The organism is Tsukamurella pseudospumae, from assembly GCF_001575195.1.
In the GTDB taxonomy this organism is placed as follows: Bacteria; Actinomycetota; Actinomycetes; order Mycobacteriales; family Mycobacteriaceae; genus Tsukamurella; species Tsukamurella pseudospumae.
In genome coordinates this window covers 312,195-325,587 of the sequence record NZ_LSRF01000033.1, presented here as the reverse complement: position 1 = coordinate 325,587, position 13,393 = coordinate 312,195, and the positions used below count along the sequence as shown (strand labels likewise).

Here is a 13,393-nt window from a genome sequence, read left to right as displayed (position 1 = left end):
CCGATTCCGGGGTCCCGACGCGCCGACCTGGGCATCGGTACGGACGTACAGATTTTCTTGGACCACTGTTCCGATTTACCTCGGTCCCCGACTTGTTTCCTCCGTGTGATTCAGGTAACACTATTGCAGACGATGTGGTGAGCACCTCGATCGGCCCCCCGTACACCTCCGGGAAGGACCGAGGGGAGGTCGGGACCACGACACGCGAAAGGGGATGTCACATGACAAGTGCACGGGTTCTGGTCGACGACGAGGATCGCCTGGTTTGGGTCTCCAAGGCCAAGTGTCGTGACGTCGATCCCGATGAGCTGTTCGTCCGTGGCGCCGCCCAGCGCAAGGTCGCGACCATCTGCCGTCACTGCCCGGTCCAGCTCGAGTGCGGTGCCGACGCGCTCGACAGCCGCGTCGAGTTCGGCGTCTGGGGCGGTATGACGGAGCGCCAGCGCCGCGCCCTCCTCCGCCAGCACCCCGAGGTCACCAGCTGGCGCGCCTTCTTCGAAGCCCAGCGCGATCGCAAGCGCGTCGTCGCCGGCTGACTCCCCGCCTCCCGGCGGGAGGTATCAGGGCCTCGTACCTTCGACGGTGTGGGGCCCTTTCGTTTGTCCAGCTATTGAACTCGGCCGACGATCTGCTCGGCGACGGCCTGCAGCGCCTCCAGGTTTGCCACCTCGAAGGGCAGGGAGGGCACGCCGACCACCGGCACCGTCGGGCACCGTCGCACGAACTCCCCGAGCACCTGCACCTCGCGCGCCGCGATCTCCGCACGCCACGCGTGCACGCGGAGGACGGCCTCGGCGGTGCGGGCGGCGCCGTCGGGCCCCAGACGGCCGGACGCGGCGCGGGCGGCCTCGACAGGGACCGCGGCCAGTCCGGGATGCGTGCGGTTGACGATGAGGCCGGCGAGCGGCATCGACTCGCCCGCGAGGCGCTCCACGAAGTAGGTCGCCTCCCGCAGCGTGTCCTCCTCGGGTGAGGCGACCACTACGAAACGCGTGCTGGGCCGTGCGAGCATCGCGTAGGTACGATCCGCGCGCTCCTGGAAGCCGCCGATCAGCGTGTCCATCTGGGAGACGAATCCGGAAGCGTCCGAGAGCATCTGGCTGCCGACGATGGTCGAGACCAGCTTCAGTGCGATCCCCATGCCGCCCGAGACCAGCCGGCCGAAGCCACGGGTGGGGCCCGCGATGAGCCCCATCAGGCGCGAATCGAGCATGGAGCCGAACCGTTTCGGCGCGTCCAGGAAATCGAGGGCGTTGCGCGACGGCGGCGTGTCCACCACCACGAGGTCCCAGCGCTCGTCGGCGGTGAGCTGGCCAAGCTTCTCCATCGCCATGTACTCCTGCGTTCCGGAGAACGAGCTGGCCACGGTCTGGTAGAAGGGGTTGTTCAGGATCTCCTGCGCGCGTGCGGGATCCGCGTTCGAGGTGACCATCTCGTCGAAGGTCCGCTTCATGTCGAGCATCATCGCGTGCAAGGTGCCGTCGCCGGGGACGTCCACCTCCTGCGGCTCGTTCGTCAGGTCGGCCACGCCGAGCGCCTGTGCGAGCCGGCGTGCGGGATCGATCGTCAGGACCACCACGCGACGCCCCTGCTCGGCCGCCCACAGCGCCATCGCCGCGGCCGTCGTCGTCTTGCCCACGCCGCCGGAGCCGCAGCACACCACCACGCGGGTACCCGGATCCACCAGCTGCGGACCCAGTTCCAGGCCGATCATCGGACCCCCGCCTCTTCCAGTGCACCCGCCAGTTCGCGGACGCCTCGCAGGTCCACCCCGCCGGTCAGCAGAGGCAGCTCCAACCGGCCCGCGACATCGATCGCCCGCAGGTCCGCGCGCGCCTCGTCCTGCCCGTCGACCGTTCGCGCGAACTGGATGGTCTCCGTGAGCAACCCGGCGAGATCCTCGTCGGACAGGGCGAGCCCGGCACCGTCGAGCGCGGCCCGGACCGCGGGGCCGTCGACGGTGCCGTCCGCGGCGGCGCGCAGCTCGTCGGCGTCGAGGAGCTGCGGCAGCGTCCGGTTGACGATGACCGCGCCGACCGTGAGATCGAGTTCGCGCAGCTCCCGCGCGGCCTCCGCGGTCTCCTGGATCGGCAGCGACTCGAGGAGCGTCACCAGGTGCACGACGGTGTCGGGGGAGTGCAGCAGGCGCACCACCCGGTCCGCCTGGCCGGCGATCGGGCCCGCCTTCGCGATCTCCTTCATCGCCCGCGTCACGTCCAGGAACTTCCCGATCCGGCCCGTGGGCGGCGCGTCCACGACGATCGCGTCGTAGGCGTACCGGCCGTCGCGGTCACGGCGCTGCGTGCACTCCATGATCTTGCCGGTGATGAGGATGTCCTTGAGGCCCGGCGCCAGCGTCGTCGCGAATTCGATCGCGCCGATCGACTTGAGCGCGCGGGCCGCGAGGCCCATGCCGTAGTTGGTCTTGAGGTAGTCGAGGAAGGTGGCCTCGACGTCCATCGGGAGCGCGAAGACGGTGCCGGTACCGGCGGTCGCGATCTTCGTCTCCGTCGGCGGCAGTTCGCCGAGCTCGAAGGTGGGGGCGATGCCGGCGCGGCCCTCGACCTCGATCAGCAGGACCTTCCTACCGCGCTCGGCCAGCGCGAGCGCGAGCGCCGCGGCCACCGTCGACTTGCCGGTCCCGCCCTTGCCGGACACGAAGTGCAGCCGGGAGTCCCGCAGCCCATCGGGCCATGCCGCCGCCGTGTCCTGCGCGACCCCGCCGGGGCCCGCCTCACTCACCACCACGACCGGAGCATATCCATACCGCCCTGCACGCCCGGGCCGATAGCGTGAACCTCCCCGTGCAATGCGACCGAGAACACGTTCTGCACCGCTGTAGGGATCGCGCCTATCGCGCTGACCGGGAGGTGGATAGGGTGAGGCCATGAGCGAGAAGACCACGTGGGAGTACTCCACCATCCCCCTGCTGACCCATGCCACCAAGCAGATCCTCGACACCTGGGGCTCCGATGGCTGGGAACTCGTCACCGTGCTCCCCGGCCCCACCGGTGAGCAGCACGTGGCCTACATGAAGCGGCCGCTCTCGTGACCGCCGCGTCCGTCCGGCTCGCCGAGCTCGGCATCGTCCTGCCCGAGGTCGTGCCGCCGCTCGCCGCGTACGTCCCGGCCACGCAGGTGGGCGACCTGGTCCACACGTCCGGCCAGCTCCCGCTCGTCGACGGTGCCCTACTCGCGCAGGGCAAGGTCAGCGAGAACGCGGAGGGTGTCGTGGACGTCGAGACAGCCGTGGCCGCGGCCCGCCAGTGCGCACTCAACGCACTGGCCGCCGTGCACGCGCTCGTCGGCATCGATAACGTCAAGCGCGTCGTCAAGGTCACCGGATTCGTCGCCTCCGCGCCCGGGTTCTCGGGTCAGCCCGCCGTCGTCAACGGTGCGTCGCTCCTGCTCGGGGAGGTCTTCGGTGACGCGGGCGTGCACGTCCGGTCCGCCGTCGGCGTCGCGGAGCTGCCGTTGGGTGCGCCCGTCGAGGTCGAGCTCACGGTCCAGGTATGACCCTCGAGCATCCAGCACCGGGGAAGCTGCGGCAGGTCACGCCCTTCGCTGCGGTGCTGCTCTGCGACAACCCGTCGGTGATGACCCTCGAGGGCACCAACACCTGGATCCTCCGGGCGCCCGGGCGCGAGGAGGCAGTGGTCGTCGACCCCGGCCCCAAGGGCGACAAGAAGCACCTCAAGCGGGTCGCGAAGGCGGCGGGCACCGTCGCGCTGACGCTCGTGACGCATCGGCACGCGGACCACACCGGCGGGCTCAAGAAGTGGGAGGAGCTCACGCGCAGCCCCATCCGCGCCTTCTCGCCGAAGTACTGCATCAACACCGCGACGCCGCTCGTCGGCGGCGAGGTGATCGAGGTCGCGGGTCTGCGGATCACGGTGCTGCACACGCCGGGGCACACGGCCGATTCGCTGAGCTTCCTGGTCGACGGTGCCGAGGGCGACCCCGGGGCTCTCGTCTCGGGCGACACGCTGCTCGGGCGCGGCACCACCGTTCTCGACGCCACGGACGGCACCCTCGCCGACTACCTCGGCTCGCTGGAGTCGCTGTCGACGGTGGCCGCCGGTCGCGTCCTGCTGCCGGGCCACGGCCCGGACCTGCCGGACGCGGGGCCCGTCGTCGCGGCGTACGCCGCGCACCGTCAGGACCGGTTGCAGCAGGTCCGGGACGCGCTCGACGAGCTCGGCGTGAGCGCGGCCGAGGCCAAGCCGATGAAGGTCGTCAAGCACGTCTACCGCGACGTCGACAAGAAGGCGTGGCCGGCAGCGCGCATGTCCGTCAAGGTCCAGCTGCGGTACCTCGTCGAACGGGGCTGAGGCGCCCGGTCCGCAGGGCCGCGGCACGGTTCCCCGTATCGGTCCGGGGGCTGTGCAACCGTGACCGCCCGTGCCGAAACGGACATGGGTGCACCTCTGCGACGGCGCCTCGGCGTGTCGTCGCCGACACGCACCGAGGCTCGAAGGGGCGGGCAGCGCGTCGTGATGCCGGCGGGGGCCGTGCGCCGCCCCGCGGACGAAAATGTCCGGTCGTTCGTCTCAATGATCGTGAGAACGAATGACCGGACAATTTCTCGATCAGGGACCTCGCGGTCGCGAGGCCTCAGCGGGCGCGGCGGGCCAGACGCTCGCTGTCCGTGATCACCACGGACTTGCCTTCGAGGCGGAGCCAGCCGCGGTGCGCGAAGTCGGCCAGGGCCTTGTTCACGGTCTCGCGGGAGGCGCCGACGAGCTGCGCGATCTCCTCCTGCGTGAGGTCGTGGGTCACGCGCAGGGCGCCGTTCTCGTGCGTGCCGAAGCGCTGCGCGAGCTGCAGCAGCTGCTTGGCGACACGGCCGGGAACGTCGGTGAAGATCAGATCGGCCAGGTTGTTGTTCGTGCGGCGCAGGCGGCGCGCGAGCACGCGCAGCAGCTGCTCCGCGATCTCCGGCCGGTCGCGGATCCACGCGCGCAGCGCCTCGCGGTCCATCGTCATCGCGCGGACCTCGGTGATGCAGGTGGCGCTCGACGTGCGGGGGCCCGGGTCGAAGATCGACATCTCACCGAACATGTCCGACGGGCCCATCACCGACAGCAGGTTCTCGCGACCGTCCGGCGAGCGGCGGCCGAGCTTCACCTTGCCGGCGAGGATGATGTACAGCCGATCACCCGGCTCGCCCTCGTTGAAGATCACGTGCCCGCGGGGGTAATCGACCTCGTGCAGATCCTTGGTGAGCGCATCGACCGCGCCCGGCTCGACACCCTGAAAAATGCCGGCCCGCGCCAGGACCTCGTCCACGGGGTACCTCGTTCCTTGATCGACCATCCGTCGCAGGCGGTGATCGCCGCGACCTGGAGTGTGAGTTTATGCAGCGTTCCGCGCTGATGTGGGAAATCGCACAGACGTCTGTCGTGAACATTACCCGTTCGCATGATGAACGGCACGTCTGCGTTCCACATCCGGCCCGTCCGATGCCGTAGCGAAGTCGGCGAAGGCGGGCTGGGCGAGGGCTCGTCAGGTCGAGGAGCGCGGTCTCAGCTGGCCCGTCGGTCGGCGCCGCCGTCGAGGTCGAGGCTGTCGACGGCCTTGGGCAGCCCGATCCGCGCCAGCGTCTCGACATCGGGCACCTCGTCGTCGCCGGTGACGGGCGGTGCCGCACGTTCGGCGGTCACCCGCGTCTCGATACGCTCCATGGCCAATGCGAACAGCATCAGCACCACCGGGAACAGCAGCCCGAGCAATCCTTGCATGCCGGACAGTAAACACAGCCAAGGTCTCGATACGGCAACGAACGAGTGACGTCGTCGTCGTTAGAATCGATTCTCATGCCCCAGGAGCCGGAATCCCACCTCGCGCTGGTGCGGCGCGCCCGCCGGATGAACCGGACCCTGGCGACCGCGTTTCCCCACGTGTACTGCGAACTCGACTTCACGGATCCGCTCGAGCTGTCGGTCGCCACGATCCTCTCGGCGCAGTGCACCGATGTCCGGGTGAATCAAGTCACACCGGCGTTGTTCGCCCGGTATCGGACGGCCGCCGACTACGCGGGGGCGAACCGCGCGGAGCTCGAGGAGTACATCCGGTCCACCGGCTTCTACCGCAACAAGGCCACCTCGATCATGGGGCTCGGGCAGGCGCTCGTCGACCGGTTCGACGGCGAGGTGCCGCGCACGATGAAGGAACTCGTGACACTCCCGGGCTTCGGCCGCAAGACGGCGAACGTCATCCTGGGCAACGCCTTCGACGTCCCCGGCATCACCGTCGACACGCATTTCTCCCGCCTCGTGCACCGCTGGGAGTGGACCGAGCTGCAGGACCCGGTGAAGATCGAGCACGCCGTGGGCGAGCTGATTCCGCGCGCGGAGTGGACCCTGCTGAGCCACCGGGTGATCTTCCACGGCCGTCGGGTCTGTCACGCCCGTAAGCCCGCGTGCGGCGTGTGTGTCCTGGCCAAGGACTGCCCCTCGTTCGGCGCCGGCCCGATCGACCCCGTCGAGGCCGCGGAGCTGGTCAAGGGCCCGGAGCGCGACCATCTGCTGGAGATCGCGCCGCCCCCGCCCCGCCGGCGCCGCGTGCAGGCCGGAGCGGGTCGATGACCACGCCCGCCCCGCTGCTCCCGGGCGAGCGGCCCGGCCGCGTCCCTGCGCGCGTGCGCTGGCTCGTGGTGTGCGCGGTCGTCGTGGTCGCCCTGGCCGTCGCCATCTGGCCCCGGGGCGGCGACGGTGCGCCGACCTCGCCGACGCGGGGGGCGGCACCGTCGGCCGACGTGAGCCCCGGCCGACTGGCGGAGGCCCGGGAGAGGGCGGCGCAGCCGGCGTGCCCCGCCGGGGTCGGCGCCGTGCAGTTGAAGGGCCTGTCGCTGAGCTGCCTCGGCGACGGTGCGCCCGTGGACCTCGCGGCCCCGACCGCCCGGCCGACGCTCATCAACGTCTGGGCCTGGTGGTGCGGGCCGTGCCGCGTCGAGCTGCCCGCCCTCGCGGAGATCGCCGCGCGCGCCGGTGACCGCTTGACGGTGCTCGGCGTGCACGCCGACCCGAATCCCGTCGCGGGCCTGGACCTCCTGGCCGAGCTGAAGGTGAAGCTGCCCACCGTGCAGGACCCGCAGGCCGTCGTCGCGGCGCTGCTCGGCGCCCCGCGCGCCTACCCCGTGACCGTTCTGTTGCGTTCCGATGGCACTGTTGCCGGTGTGCACGCCCAACCCTTCACCTCCGCCGACGACGTGGCCGCCCTGGTCCGCACCGAGCTCGGGGTGAGCCTATGAGCGCGCCGCAGTGGCTCGACCCGCTGCTGGGCAATCTCGGCGATGTCGCCGATGAGCTCCGGCTGCGCGGCGGCGCCGTCGCGGCGCTGCAACGGGCGAAGCATCCGCGTCCGGCGTCCGTCCTGATCCTGTTCGACGGTGACCCGGGCGCGTCCGGCGCGACCCCGCCCGAGGACGCGACGGTGCTGCTCACGCAGCGCGCGTCGGCCCTGCGGCAGCATTCGGGCCAGGTGGCCTTCCCCGGCGGCAAGCGGGACCCGGGGGACGCCGACGACGTGGCGGTCGCGCTGCGGGAGGCGTGGGAGGAGACCGGGCTGGACCCCGACTCCGTCGAGATCCTCGCCGAGCTCGACCCGATCGAGGTGCCGGTGTCCGGCTTCCGCGTGGTTCCGGTCATCGGCTACGCCGCACGGCCGTCCGAGGTGGGCGTCGTGGATCCGGGCGAGACCGCGCTCGTCCGCCGCGTGCCGCTGGCGGAGCTCATCGACCCCGCGCACCGGTTCATGGTGCGCAAGTCCTTCTACCGCGGGCCGGCGTTCGCGGCCGGGCCGATGCTGGTCTGGGGCTTCACGGGAGGCCTGGTGAACGCGCTGATCCGCTCCGCGGGCTGGGAACGCCCGTGGAACACCGACGACGTGCGGCCACTCACCGACGAGGTGCGCGCCGCCGCGGCGCGCGCCGCGACCTGGCAGGAGAACGCCCGATGACAGGATCGACCTGGGTCGACGTGGTCGTCGTCGGGCTCATGCTGCTCGCGGCGTTGTCGGGCTACCGCCAGGGCGCCGCGGCCTCGGTGCTCGCGTTCGTCGGCGTGGTGCTGGGCGCCGCGGCGGGTGTCCTGCTGGCCCCGCACGTCCTCGACTCGGTGAACAATCCGACGGGGCGCGTCGTGCTCGGCGTCGGCCTGCTCGCGGGCCTGGTGATCATCGGCGAGCTGTCCGGCATGGTCCTCGGCCGCGCCGTGCGCAGTTCGATCCGGCACGGCGGCCTGCGGACGGTGGACTCCGGCGTGGGCGCGGTCGTGCAGGTGGGCGCGCTGCTGGTGGCGGCGTGGCTGGTCGCGATCCCGCTCACCACCGCCGCCGCCCCGCAGATCGCGCGGTCCGTCAACGGTTCGTACGTGCTCGGCAAGGTCAACGGCTTCGCCAAGGTGGTCGGCGCCGACGGGCTGCCGCAGAAGTTCGCGTCGATCATCGACGACTCCGGGCTGCCGCAGGCACTGGGGCCGTTCGTGAACACTCCCGTGGTGAGCGTCGACGCCCCCGACCGCGTCGACTTCACCGACCCCGTCGTGCAGCGGGTCCGCTCCTCGGTCGTGCGCATCGACGGCCAGGCCCCGTCCTGCAGCCGCGCGCTCGAGGGCTCGGGCTTCGTCTCGACGGCCGGCCGCGTGGTCACCAACGCACACGTCGTCGCCGGTACTCGTAGCGTGCAGGTCACCGTCGACGGCACCAAGAAGTACAGCGCGCAGGTCGTCTACTTCGACCCGCAGACCGATGTCGCGGTCCTCAACGTGCCCGGCATGAACGCCGCACCGCTGCGGATCGTGTTCAACGGCGCCAAGCCGGGCGATCCGGGCTTCGTGCTCGGCTTCCCCGGCGGCGGGCCGCTGACCCTGTCCTCGTCGCGCGTGCGCAGCCAGCAGACCCTCGAGGGTCGCAACATCTACCGCGACGCGCAGGTCCGGCGCGACGTCTACCTGCTGCGCGGGCAGGTCCGCCCGGGCAACTCCGGCGGGCCGATGTTCGACCGTCAGGGCAACGTGGTGGGGGTGATCTTCGGCGTCGCGGTCGACGACGCCGACACCGCGTTCGCGCTCACCGCCAAGCAGGTCGAGCCGGCGCTGCAGGCCGGCAGTACCGCCACCGCAGGCGTTTCGACGGGGGACTGCGTCAACCGCTGACGGCGCCCGACTCACGGGTCCGGGCCGCGGCACCGTCGGCCTGCGGGACCGCGGGCCTGCTCAGGGCAGGAGGCGGGGCCCGGGCAGGTCCGCGAGGAAGGTCGCCAACTGCGGCCCGACGATGCCGGGCGCCTCCTCGTGCGCGTAGTGCCCGGCGTTCTCGACCGCGCGCACCCGGTAGTCGTTCGCCCAGTCGTGGCTCGAGTACACGGGCTGCGGCAGGACGTACGGGTCGTCCTCGCCGCGGAAGGCGAGCACCGGGATGTGCAGCCGCTGGTTCATGCTGCTGAGGAAGCGGCTGCCATCGGGCCGGAACTGGCTGCGCCAGGCCCAGCGCGCGTATTCGAGGGCGCTGTGCGCGGTGCCGGGGATCTGGATGGCGCTGCGGTACTGCGTGAGCGCCTCGGCGTAGTCGGCGGTGCGGCGCCAGGTCGCGCCGCTGCGGGCGGCGTACAGGGCACCGATCTCGGCGCCGTCGTCCCTGGTCAGGCGGTCCTCGGCGACACGGGGGAGTTGCGCGAAGGTGATCGGGCCGAGCATCGCCGAGCGCTGGTCCTTGTTGCGCAGGGCCGAGCGCTTGAGCGCGATCGGATGCGGCGAGGAGATCACCGCGATCGCCGAGACGACCCGCGGGTGCAGGGTGGCCGTGGCCCAGCAGCCCAGGCCGCCCTCGCCGTGCCCGACCACGGCGGCGGACGTGTGGCCGAGCGCGCGGATGAGGCCGCTGATGTCGCCGGCCAGGGTCCAGCCGTCGTAGCCGCGGGGCGGCTTGTCGCTGTCGCCGTAGCCGCGCAGGTCGACGGCGACCGCCCGGTGGCCCGCCTCGTGCAGCTGGGGCAGCAGGTGCCGCCAGCTCCACCAGAAGCCGCCGAAGCCGTGCAGGAACACCACGAGTGGCCGATCGGCGGCAGGGGGACCGGGGTCCGGCCGGTACTCGACGGCGTGCAGCCGGATCCCGTTGGCGCGGACGTCGAGGTGCTCCCAGGGACCGGCGAACCGGACGCTCGACGGGTCGGGGCTGGTCACCTTCTCCTCGCCTCGGCTCGTCGGGTCAGCGCCGGGCGTCGCCCGACGGTGCGCCGCCCTTCAGGGCCGCCATCGGGTCGACGTCGCCCTTGAGGATCGACTGCGACTCCTTGAGCGAGGCGATCGTCTTCTGCGGGCCGCGGATCTTCCGCACCTTGAGGAAGCCGAAGAGCGCCGCGAGGCCGGCCACGATCAGCATCAGGACGAACACGATGAGCGAGGCCGCCCACATCGGCAGCCACACGTTGAGCAGCCACGCGAGGAAGAAGAAGAAGAAGAACGACGAGTACAGCGCGACGACGCCTGCGACGGCGAAGAACGCCGAGCCCGTCGCGGCCTTCTTCACGTCCCGCATGGTCTCGGCCTTGGCCAGCTCGACCTCGGCGCGGACCAGCGAGGAGACCTGGGCCGATGCGTCGCGCACGAGGCTGCCGATCGTCGGATCGCCGGAGGCGGTCACGTTGGGATCGGTGAGCGGGATCGCCGAGAGCGTGCGCGGGGTCCCGCCTGTGGGTGTGCTGTCCAAGCTCACTGTGGTCCTCCTCTAGTTGTAGTCATCGTGCCAGAGGTCACGGATGCGCGTGCACCCTCCCACGCCGGAGCAGCAGCAGGGACCCGACGACGGACGCCACCACGGAGGTCAGCAGGACCGCGGCCTTCGCGAGATCGGCCTCGTCGGCGGGCAGTGCGAGCTCCGCGACCAGCAGGCTCACGGTGAAGCCGATCGCGCCGAGCACGCTGAGCGCCAGGATGTCCCGGCCCACCAGACCCTCGGGGCGCTCGGCGAGCCGGAGCCGCACCGCCAGGGCACTGGCGCCCGAGATGCCGACGATCTTGCCGACGAACAGGCCGATCATGATGCCGAGCGCCAGGTCGTCGGTGAACAGTTCGCGGAACACCGCGCCGTTCACCGCGACGCCCGACGCGAAGAACGCGAAGACCGGCACGCAGATCAGCGCCGACACCGGCTGGATCCGGTGCTCGAGCCGTTCGGCCGGGGACGAGTGCTCGCCGGGGTCCGGCTTCACGCGGGTGAGTAGGCCGAGCGCCACGCCCGCGATCGTGGCGTGCACCCCCGACTGCAACATGGCCACCCAGACGACGATCGCGATCGGGACGTAGAGGAACGGCGTGGAGATCCGACGGTGCTGCCCGAACCAGTACAGCGCGCAGCCGGCGGCGGCGACGGCGAGCCAGCCCGCGCGGAGGTCCCCCGCGAACAGGACGGCGATGACGGCGATCGCGATCAGGTCGTCGACCACGGCGAGGCCGAGCAGGAACACCCGCGCCCCCGAGGGCAGCCGGGACCCGATGAGCGAGAGGATGCCGAGAGCGAACGCGATGTCGGTGGCGATGGGGATGGCCCACGCGCTGCCGATGTGCGGATTGTCGCGGGCGACCGTGAAGGCGATGACCGCGGGGACGACGACGCCGCCGACCGCGCACAGCACGGGCAGCGCGGCGCCGCGCAGCGTGGAGAGTTCCCCGACCACCAACTCGCGCTTGAGTTCCAGCCCGGCCACGAAGAAGAAGATCGCGAGCAGGCCGTCCTTGGCCCAGTCCGCGAGCGAGAGCCGCAGGTGCAGGCTCTGGCCGAAGACGCTCCAGTCGTCGCTGCCGAGGTGGATCTCGCCGAGGTGCAGGTAGCCGCCGGACCACGGCGAGTTGGCCCAGATGAGGGCGATGGCTGCGGCCACGAGAAGTGCTGTGCCGCCGACGGTCTCGGTGCGGAGGAAGCGGATCAATGCGCGTGAGGCCGTGAACCGCGGCGGTGCGTCGGTCATCCGTCGAACCTACCCCAGTGCCGCCCGGTGATCCGGGTCACTCGCGGTCGTGCACCTCGCGAACGGTAATCTCTGCGCTCATGACCGTGACCGCAACCGACCGGCCCGTGAACCGCCGTCGGATCGTCGTCGCCTCCATGGTGGGCACCACCATCGAGTTCTTCGACTTCTACATCTACGCGACCGCAGCAGTGCTGGTCTTCCCCACGTTGTTCTTCCCGAAGGGCAACGACACGGCGGCGCTGCTCAGCTCGTTCGCGACCTTCGGACTGGCCTTCGCCGCGCGGCCCCTCGGTTCGATCCTGTTCGGCCACTTCGGCGATCGGATCGGCCGCAAGGCGACGCTCGTGGGTTCGCTGCTCACGATGGGCGTCGCGACCTTCCTCATCGGTCTGCTCCCGACCTACGCCGTGGCCGGGTACTGGGCCCCCGGACTGCTCGCACTCATGCGCTTCGCCCAGGGACTCGGGCTCGGCGGCGAATGGTCGGGAGCGGCGCTGCTCGCGACGGAGACCGCGGAGAAGGGCAAACGCGCGTGGGCCGCGATGTGGCCGCAGCTGGGTGCTCCCTTCGGCTTCTTCCTGGCCAACGGCGTCTTCCTGATCCTCATGGAGGTGCTCGACTTCGATTCCAAGGATCCGAGTACCAGCCACGCCTTCATGACCTGGGGCTGGCGCGTGCCCTTCCTGCTCTCCGCAGTGATGGTGATCGTGGGCCTGTACGTGCGACTGCGGATCTCGGAGACGCCCGTCTTCGCGAAGGCGGTCGAGGAGGGCAAGAAGGTCAAGGCACCGATCGGCGAGGTCTTCCGCACGGCGTGGCGCCCGCTCATCATCGGCACCTTCGTCATGGTCGCCACGTACACGCTGTTCTACCTGGTGACCACGTGGGTCGCGTCGTACGGCGTGGGCAAGGTCGTGGACAAGTCCGGTATCAAGCTGACCTTCTCGTTCACCGACTTCCTCAAGATGCAGCTGATCGCGGTGCTCTTCTTCGCGGTCTTCGTGGCGGTCTCCGGCTGGCTCGCGGACCGGTTCGGGCGCCGGCTCGTCCTGATCGTCGTGACCGTCGCGATCATCGTCTACGGCCTGCTGTTCAAGTGGATCCTCGACCCGGCGAGCACCACGCAGGGCTCGATGCTGACGGTGCTCATCGTGGGACTGACGCTCATGGGCCTGACCTTCGGCCCCATGAGCGCCGTGCTGCCCGAGCTGTTCTCGACCAATGTCCGGTACACCGGCAGCGGCGTCTCCTACAACCTCGCGTCCATCCTCGGCGCGGCGATCGCCCCCTTCATCGCGACCTGGCTGGTACACAGCTACGGCGTCGCGTGGGTGGGCGTCTACCTCGCGATCGCAGGCCTGGCCACGCTGATCGCGCTCGTCGTCATGCGCGAGACGCGGGACGTGGAGCTCGATAGGGTCTGAT

At 70.8% G+C, this 13,393-nt stretch carries 16 protein-coding genes; 9 read left to right on the top strand and 7 right to left on the bottom strand.

Translation table 11 applies throughout. From position 1 onward, the window contains the following. Positions 1-221 precede the first annotated feature (221 nt). Positions 222-536 (top strand): WhiB family transcriptional regulator, encoded by a 315-nt coding sequence (locus AXK60_RS12055; RefSeq protein WP_068571349.1) that lies wholly within the window; start codon positions 222-224, stop codon positions 534-536. A 71-nt stretch (positions 537-607) separates the two neighbouring features. Here AXK60_RS12055 and bagB read toward each other — a convergent pair whose 3' ends face one another. Together bagB and bagA are read right to left on the bottom strand one after the other, a co-directional pair. Beyond that, a complete protein-coding gene (gene bagB, locus AXK60_RS12050) occupies positions 608-1,714 on the bottom strand; it encodes an ArsA family ATPase (RefSeq protein ID WP_068571348.1) in 1,107 nt (368 codons plus the stop codon). Beyond that, entirely contained in the window at positions 1,711-2,748 is a 1,038-nt protein-coding gene (gene bagA, locus AXK60_RS12045) for an ATPase BagA (protein WP_425315213.1), read from the bottom strand. The genes bagB and bagA overlap by 4 nt, the downstream gene beginning before the upstream one ends. Positions 2,749-2,887: 139 nt before the next feature. Here bagA and sp36 point away from each other — a divergent pair, with 139 nt between their 5' ends. The 3 genes from sp36 to AXK60_RS12035 are packed head-to-tail and all read left to right on the top strand — an operon-like array spanning position 2,888 to position 4,331. Next, on the top strand, positions 2,888-3,052 hold the full coding sequence (gene sp36, locus AXK60_RS26430) for a Sp36 family protein (RefSeq protein WP_139057904.1): 165 nt from the start codon (positions 2,888-2,890) through the stop codon (positions 3,050-3,052). Continuing rightward, positions 3,049-3,516 carry a RidA family protein gene (locus tag AXK60_RS12040; RefSeq protein WP_068571347.1) on the top strand — a complete coding sequence of 156 codons (468 nt, stop codon included), beginning with the start codon at positions 3,049-3,051 and terminating at the stop codon, positions 3,514-3,516. The genes sp36 and AXK60_RS12040 overlap by 4 nt, the downstream gene beginning before the upstream one ends. Beyond that, a complete protein-coding gene (locus AXK60_RS12035; RefSeq protein WP_068571346.1) occupies positions 3,513-4,331 on the top strand; it encodes an MBL fold metallo-hydrolase in 819 nt (272 codons plus the stop codon). The genes AXK60_RS12040 and AXK60_RS12035 overlap by 4 nt, the downstream gene beginning before the upstream one ends. Positions 4,332-4,614: 283 nt before the next feature. On the opposite strand, the gene AXK60_RS12030 is transcribed toward AXK60_RS12035, so the two are convergent. Together AXK60_RS12030 and AXK60_RS12025 are read right to left on the bottom strand one after the other, a co-directional pair. After that, the gene (locus AXK60_RS12030; RefSeq protein WP_068571345.1) at positions 4,615-5,289 is read right to left on the bottom strand and encodes a Crp/Fnr family transcriptional regulator; all 675 of its coding nucleotides are present in this window, start codon (positions 5,287-5,289) and stop codon (positions 4,615-4,617) included. 236 nt (positions 5,290-5,525) lie between these two features. Beyond that, positions 5,526-5,741 (bottom strand): hypothetical protein, encoded by a 216-nt coding sequence (locus tag AXK60_RS12025; RefSeq protein WP_139057903.1) that lies wholly within the window; start codon positions 5,739-5,741, stop codon positions 5,526-5,528. Positions 5,742-5,816: 75 nt separating this feature from the next. Here AXK60_RS12025 and nth point away from each other — a divergent pair, with 75 nt between their 5' ends. From nth to AXK60_RS12005, 4 genes are read left to right on the top strand one after another with little or no spacing between them, the layout of a single operon-like run. Beyond that, positions 5,817-6,587 (top strand): endonuclease III, encoded by a 771-nt coding sequence (gene nth, locus AXK60_RS12020; RefSeq protein WP_139057902.1) that lies wholly within the window; start codon positions 5,817-5,819, stop codon positions 6,585-6,587. Then, complete coding sequence (locus AXK60_RS12015; protein WP_068744209.1) at positions 6,584-7,252, top strand: TlpA family protein disulfide reductase; 669 nt, start codon at positions 6,584-6,586, stop codon at positions 7,250-7,252. Before nth ends, AXK60_RS12015 begins: the two co-directional genes overlap by 4 nt. After that, positions 7,249-7,959: an NUDIX hydrolase gene (locus tag AXK60_RS12010; RefSeq protein WP_068571342.1), complete on the top strand. Its 711-nt coding sequence runs from the start codon at positions 7,249-7,251 to the stop codon at positions 7,957-7,959. The genes AXK60_RS12015 and AXK60_RS12010 overlap by 4 nt, the downstream gene beginning before the upstream one ends. After that, the gene (locus AXK60_RS12005) at positions 7,956-9,155 is read left to right on the top strand and encodes a MarP family serine protease (RefSeq protein WP_068571341.1); all 1,200 of its coding nucleotides are present in this window, start codon (positions 7,956-7,958) and stop codon (positions 9,153-9,155) included. Before AXK60_RS12010 ends, AXK60_RS12005 begins: the two co-directional genes overlap by 4 nt. Positions 9,156-9,215: 60 nt before the next feature. On the opposite strand, the gene AXK60_RS12000 is transcribed toward AXK60_RS12005, so the two are convergent. The 3 genes from AXK60_RS12000 to nhaA are packed head-to-tail and all read right to left on the bottom strand — an operon-like array spanning position 9,216 to position 11,965. Then, a complete protein-coding gene (locus tag AXK60_RS12000) occupies positions 9,216-10,181 on the bottom strand; it encodes an alpha/beta fold hydrolase (protein WP_068571340.1) in 966 nt (321 codons plus the stop codon). 25 nt (positions 10,182-10,206) lie between these two features. Beyond that, positions 10,207-10,713: a phage holin family protein gene (locus tag AXK60_RS11995; protein WP_068571339.1), complete on the bottom strand. Its 507-nt coding sequence runs from the start codon at positions 10,711-10,713 to the stop codon at positions 10,207-10,209. 37 nt (positions 10,714-10,750) lie between these two features. Next, complete coding sequence (nhaA, locus tag AXK60_RS11990) at positions 10,751-11,965, bottom strand: Na+/H+ antiporter NhaA (protein WP_068571338.1); 1,215 nt, start codon at positions 11,963-11,965, stop codon at positions 10,751-10,753. Positions 11,966-12,045: 80 nt separating this feature from the next. Here nhaA and AXK60_RS11985 point away from each other — a divergent pair, with 80 nt between their 5' ends. Further along, complete coding sequence (locus tag AXK60_RS11985) at positions 12,046-13,392, top strand: MFS transporter (protein WP_068571337.1); 1,347 nt, start codon at positions 12,046-12,048, stop codon at positions 13,390-13,392. The last annotated feature ends 1 nt before the right edge of the window (position 13,393 follow it).

Excerpts from the sequence above, each read along its gene's own strand:
- sp36 (WP_139057904.1), top strand. The coding sequence starts at position 2,888 with ATGAGCGAGAAGACCACGTGGGAGTACTCCACCATCCCCCTGCTGACC.
- nhaA (WP_068571338.1), bottom strand. The coding sequence starts at position 11,965 with ATGACCGACGCACCGCCGCGGTTCACGGCCTCACGCGCATTGATCCGC.
- bagB (WP_068571348.1), bottom strand. The coding sequence starts at position 1,714 with ATGATCGGCCTGGAACTGGGTCCGCAGCTGGTGGATCCGGGTACCCGC.
- AXK60_RS12025 (WP_139057903.1), bottom strand. The coding sequence starts at position 5,741 with ATGCAAGGATTGCTCGGGCTGCTGTTCCCGGTGGTGCTGATGCTGTTC.
- AXK60_RS11985 (WP_068571337.1), top strand. The coding sequence starts at position 12,046 with ATGACCGTGACCGCAACCGACCGGCCCGTGAACCGCCGTCGGATCGTC.
- nth (WP_139057902.1), top strand. The coding sequence starts at position 5,817 with ATGCCCCAGGAGCCGGAATCCCACCTCGCGCTGGTGCGGCGCGCCCGC.
- AXK60_RS12005 (WP_068571341.1), top strand. The coding sequence starts at position 7,956 with ATGACAGGATCGACCTGGGTCGACGTGGTCGTCGTCGGGCTCATGCTG.
- AXK60_RS12055 (WP_068571349.1), top strand. The coding sequence starts at position 222 with ATGACAAGTGCACGGGTTCTGGTCGACGACGAGGATCGCCTGGTTTGG.
- AXK60_RS12015 (WP_068744209.1), top strand. The coding sequence starts at position 6,584 with ATGACCACGCCCGCCCCGCTGCTCCCGGGCGAGCGGCCCGGCCGCGTC.
- AXK60_RS12010 (WP_068571342.1), top strand. The coding sequence starts at position 7,249 with ATGAGCGCGCCGCAGTGGCTCGACCCGCTGCTGGGCAATCTCGGCGAT.
- AXK60_RS12035 (WP_068571346.1), top strand. The coding sequence starts at position 3,513 with ATGACCCTCGAGCATCCAGCACCGGGGAAGCTGCGGCAGGTCACGCCC.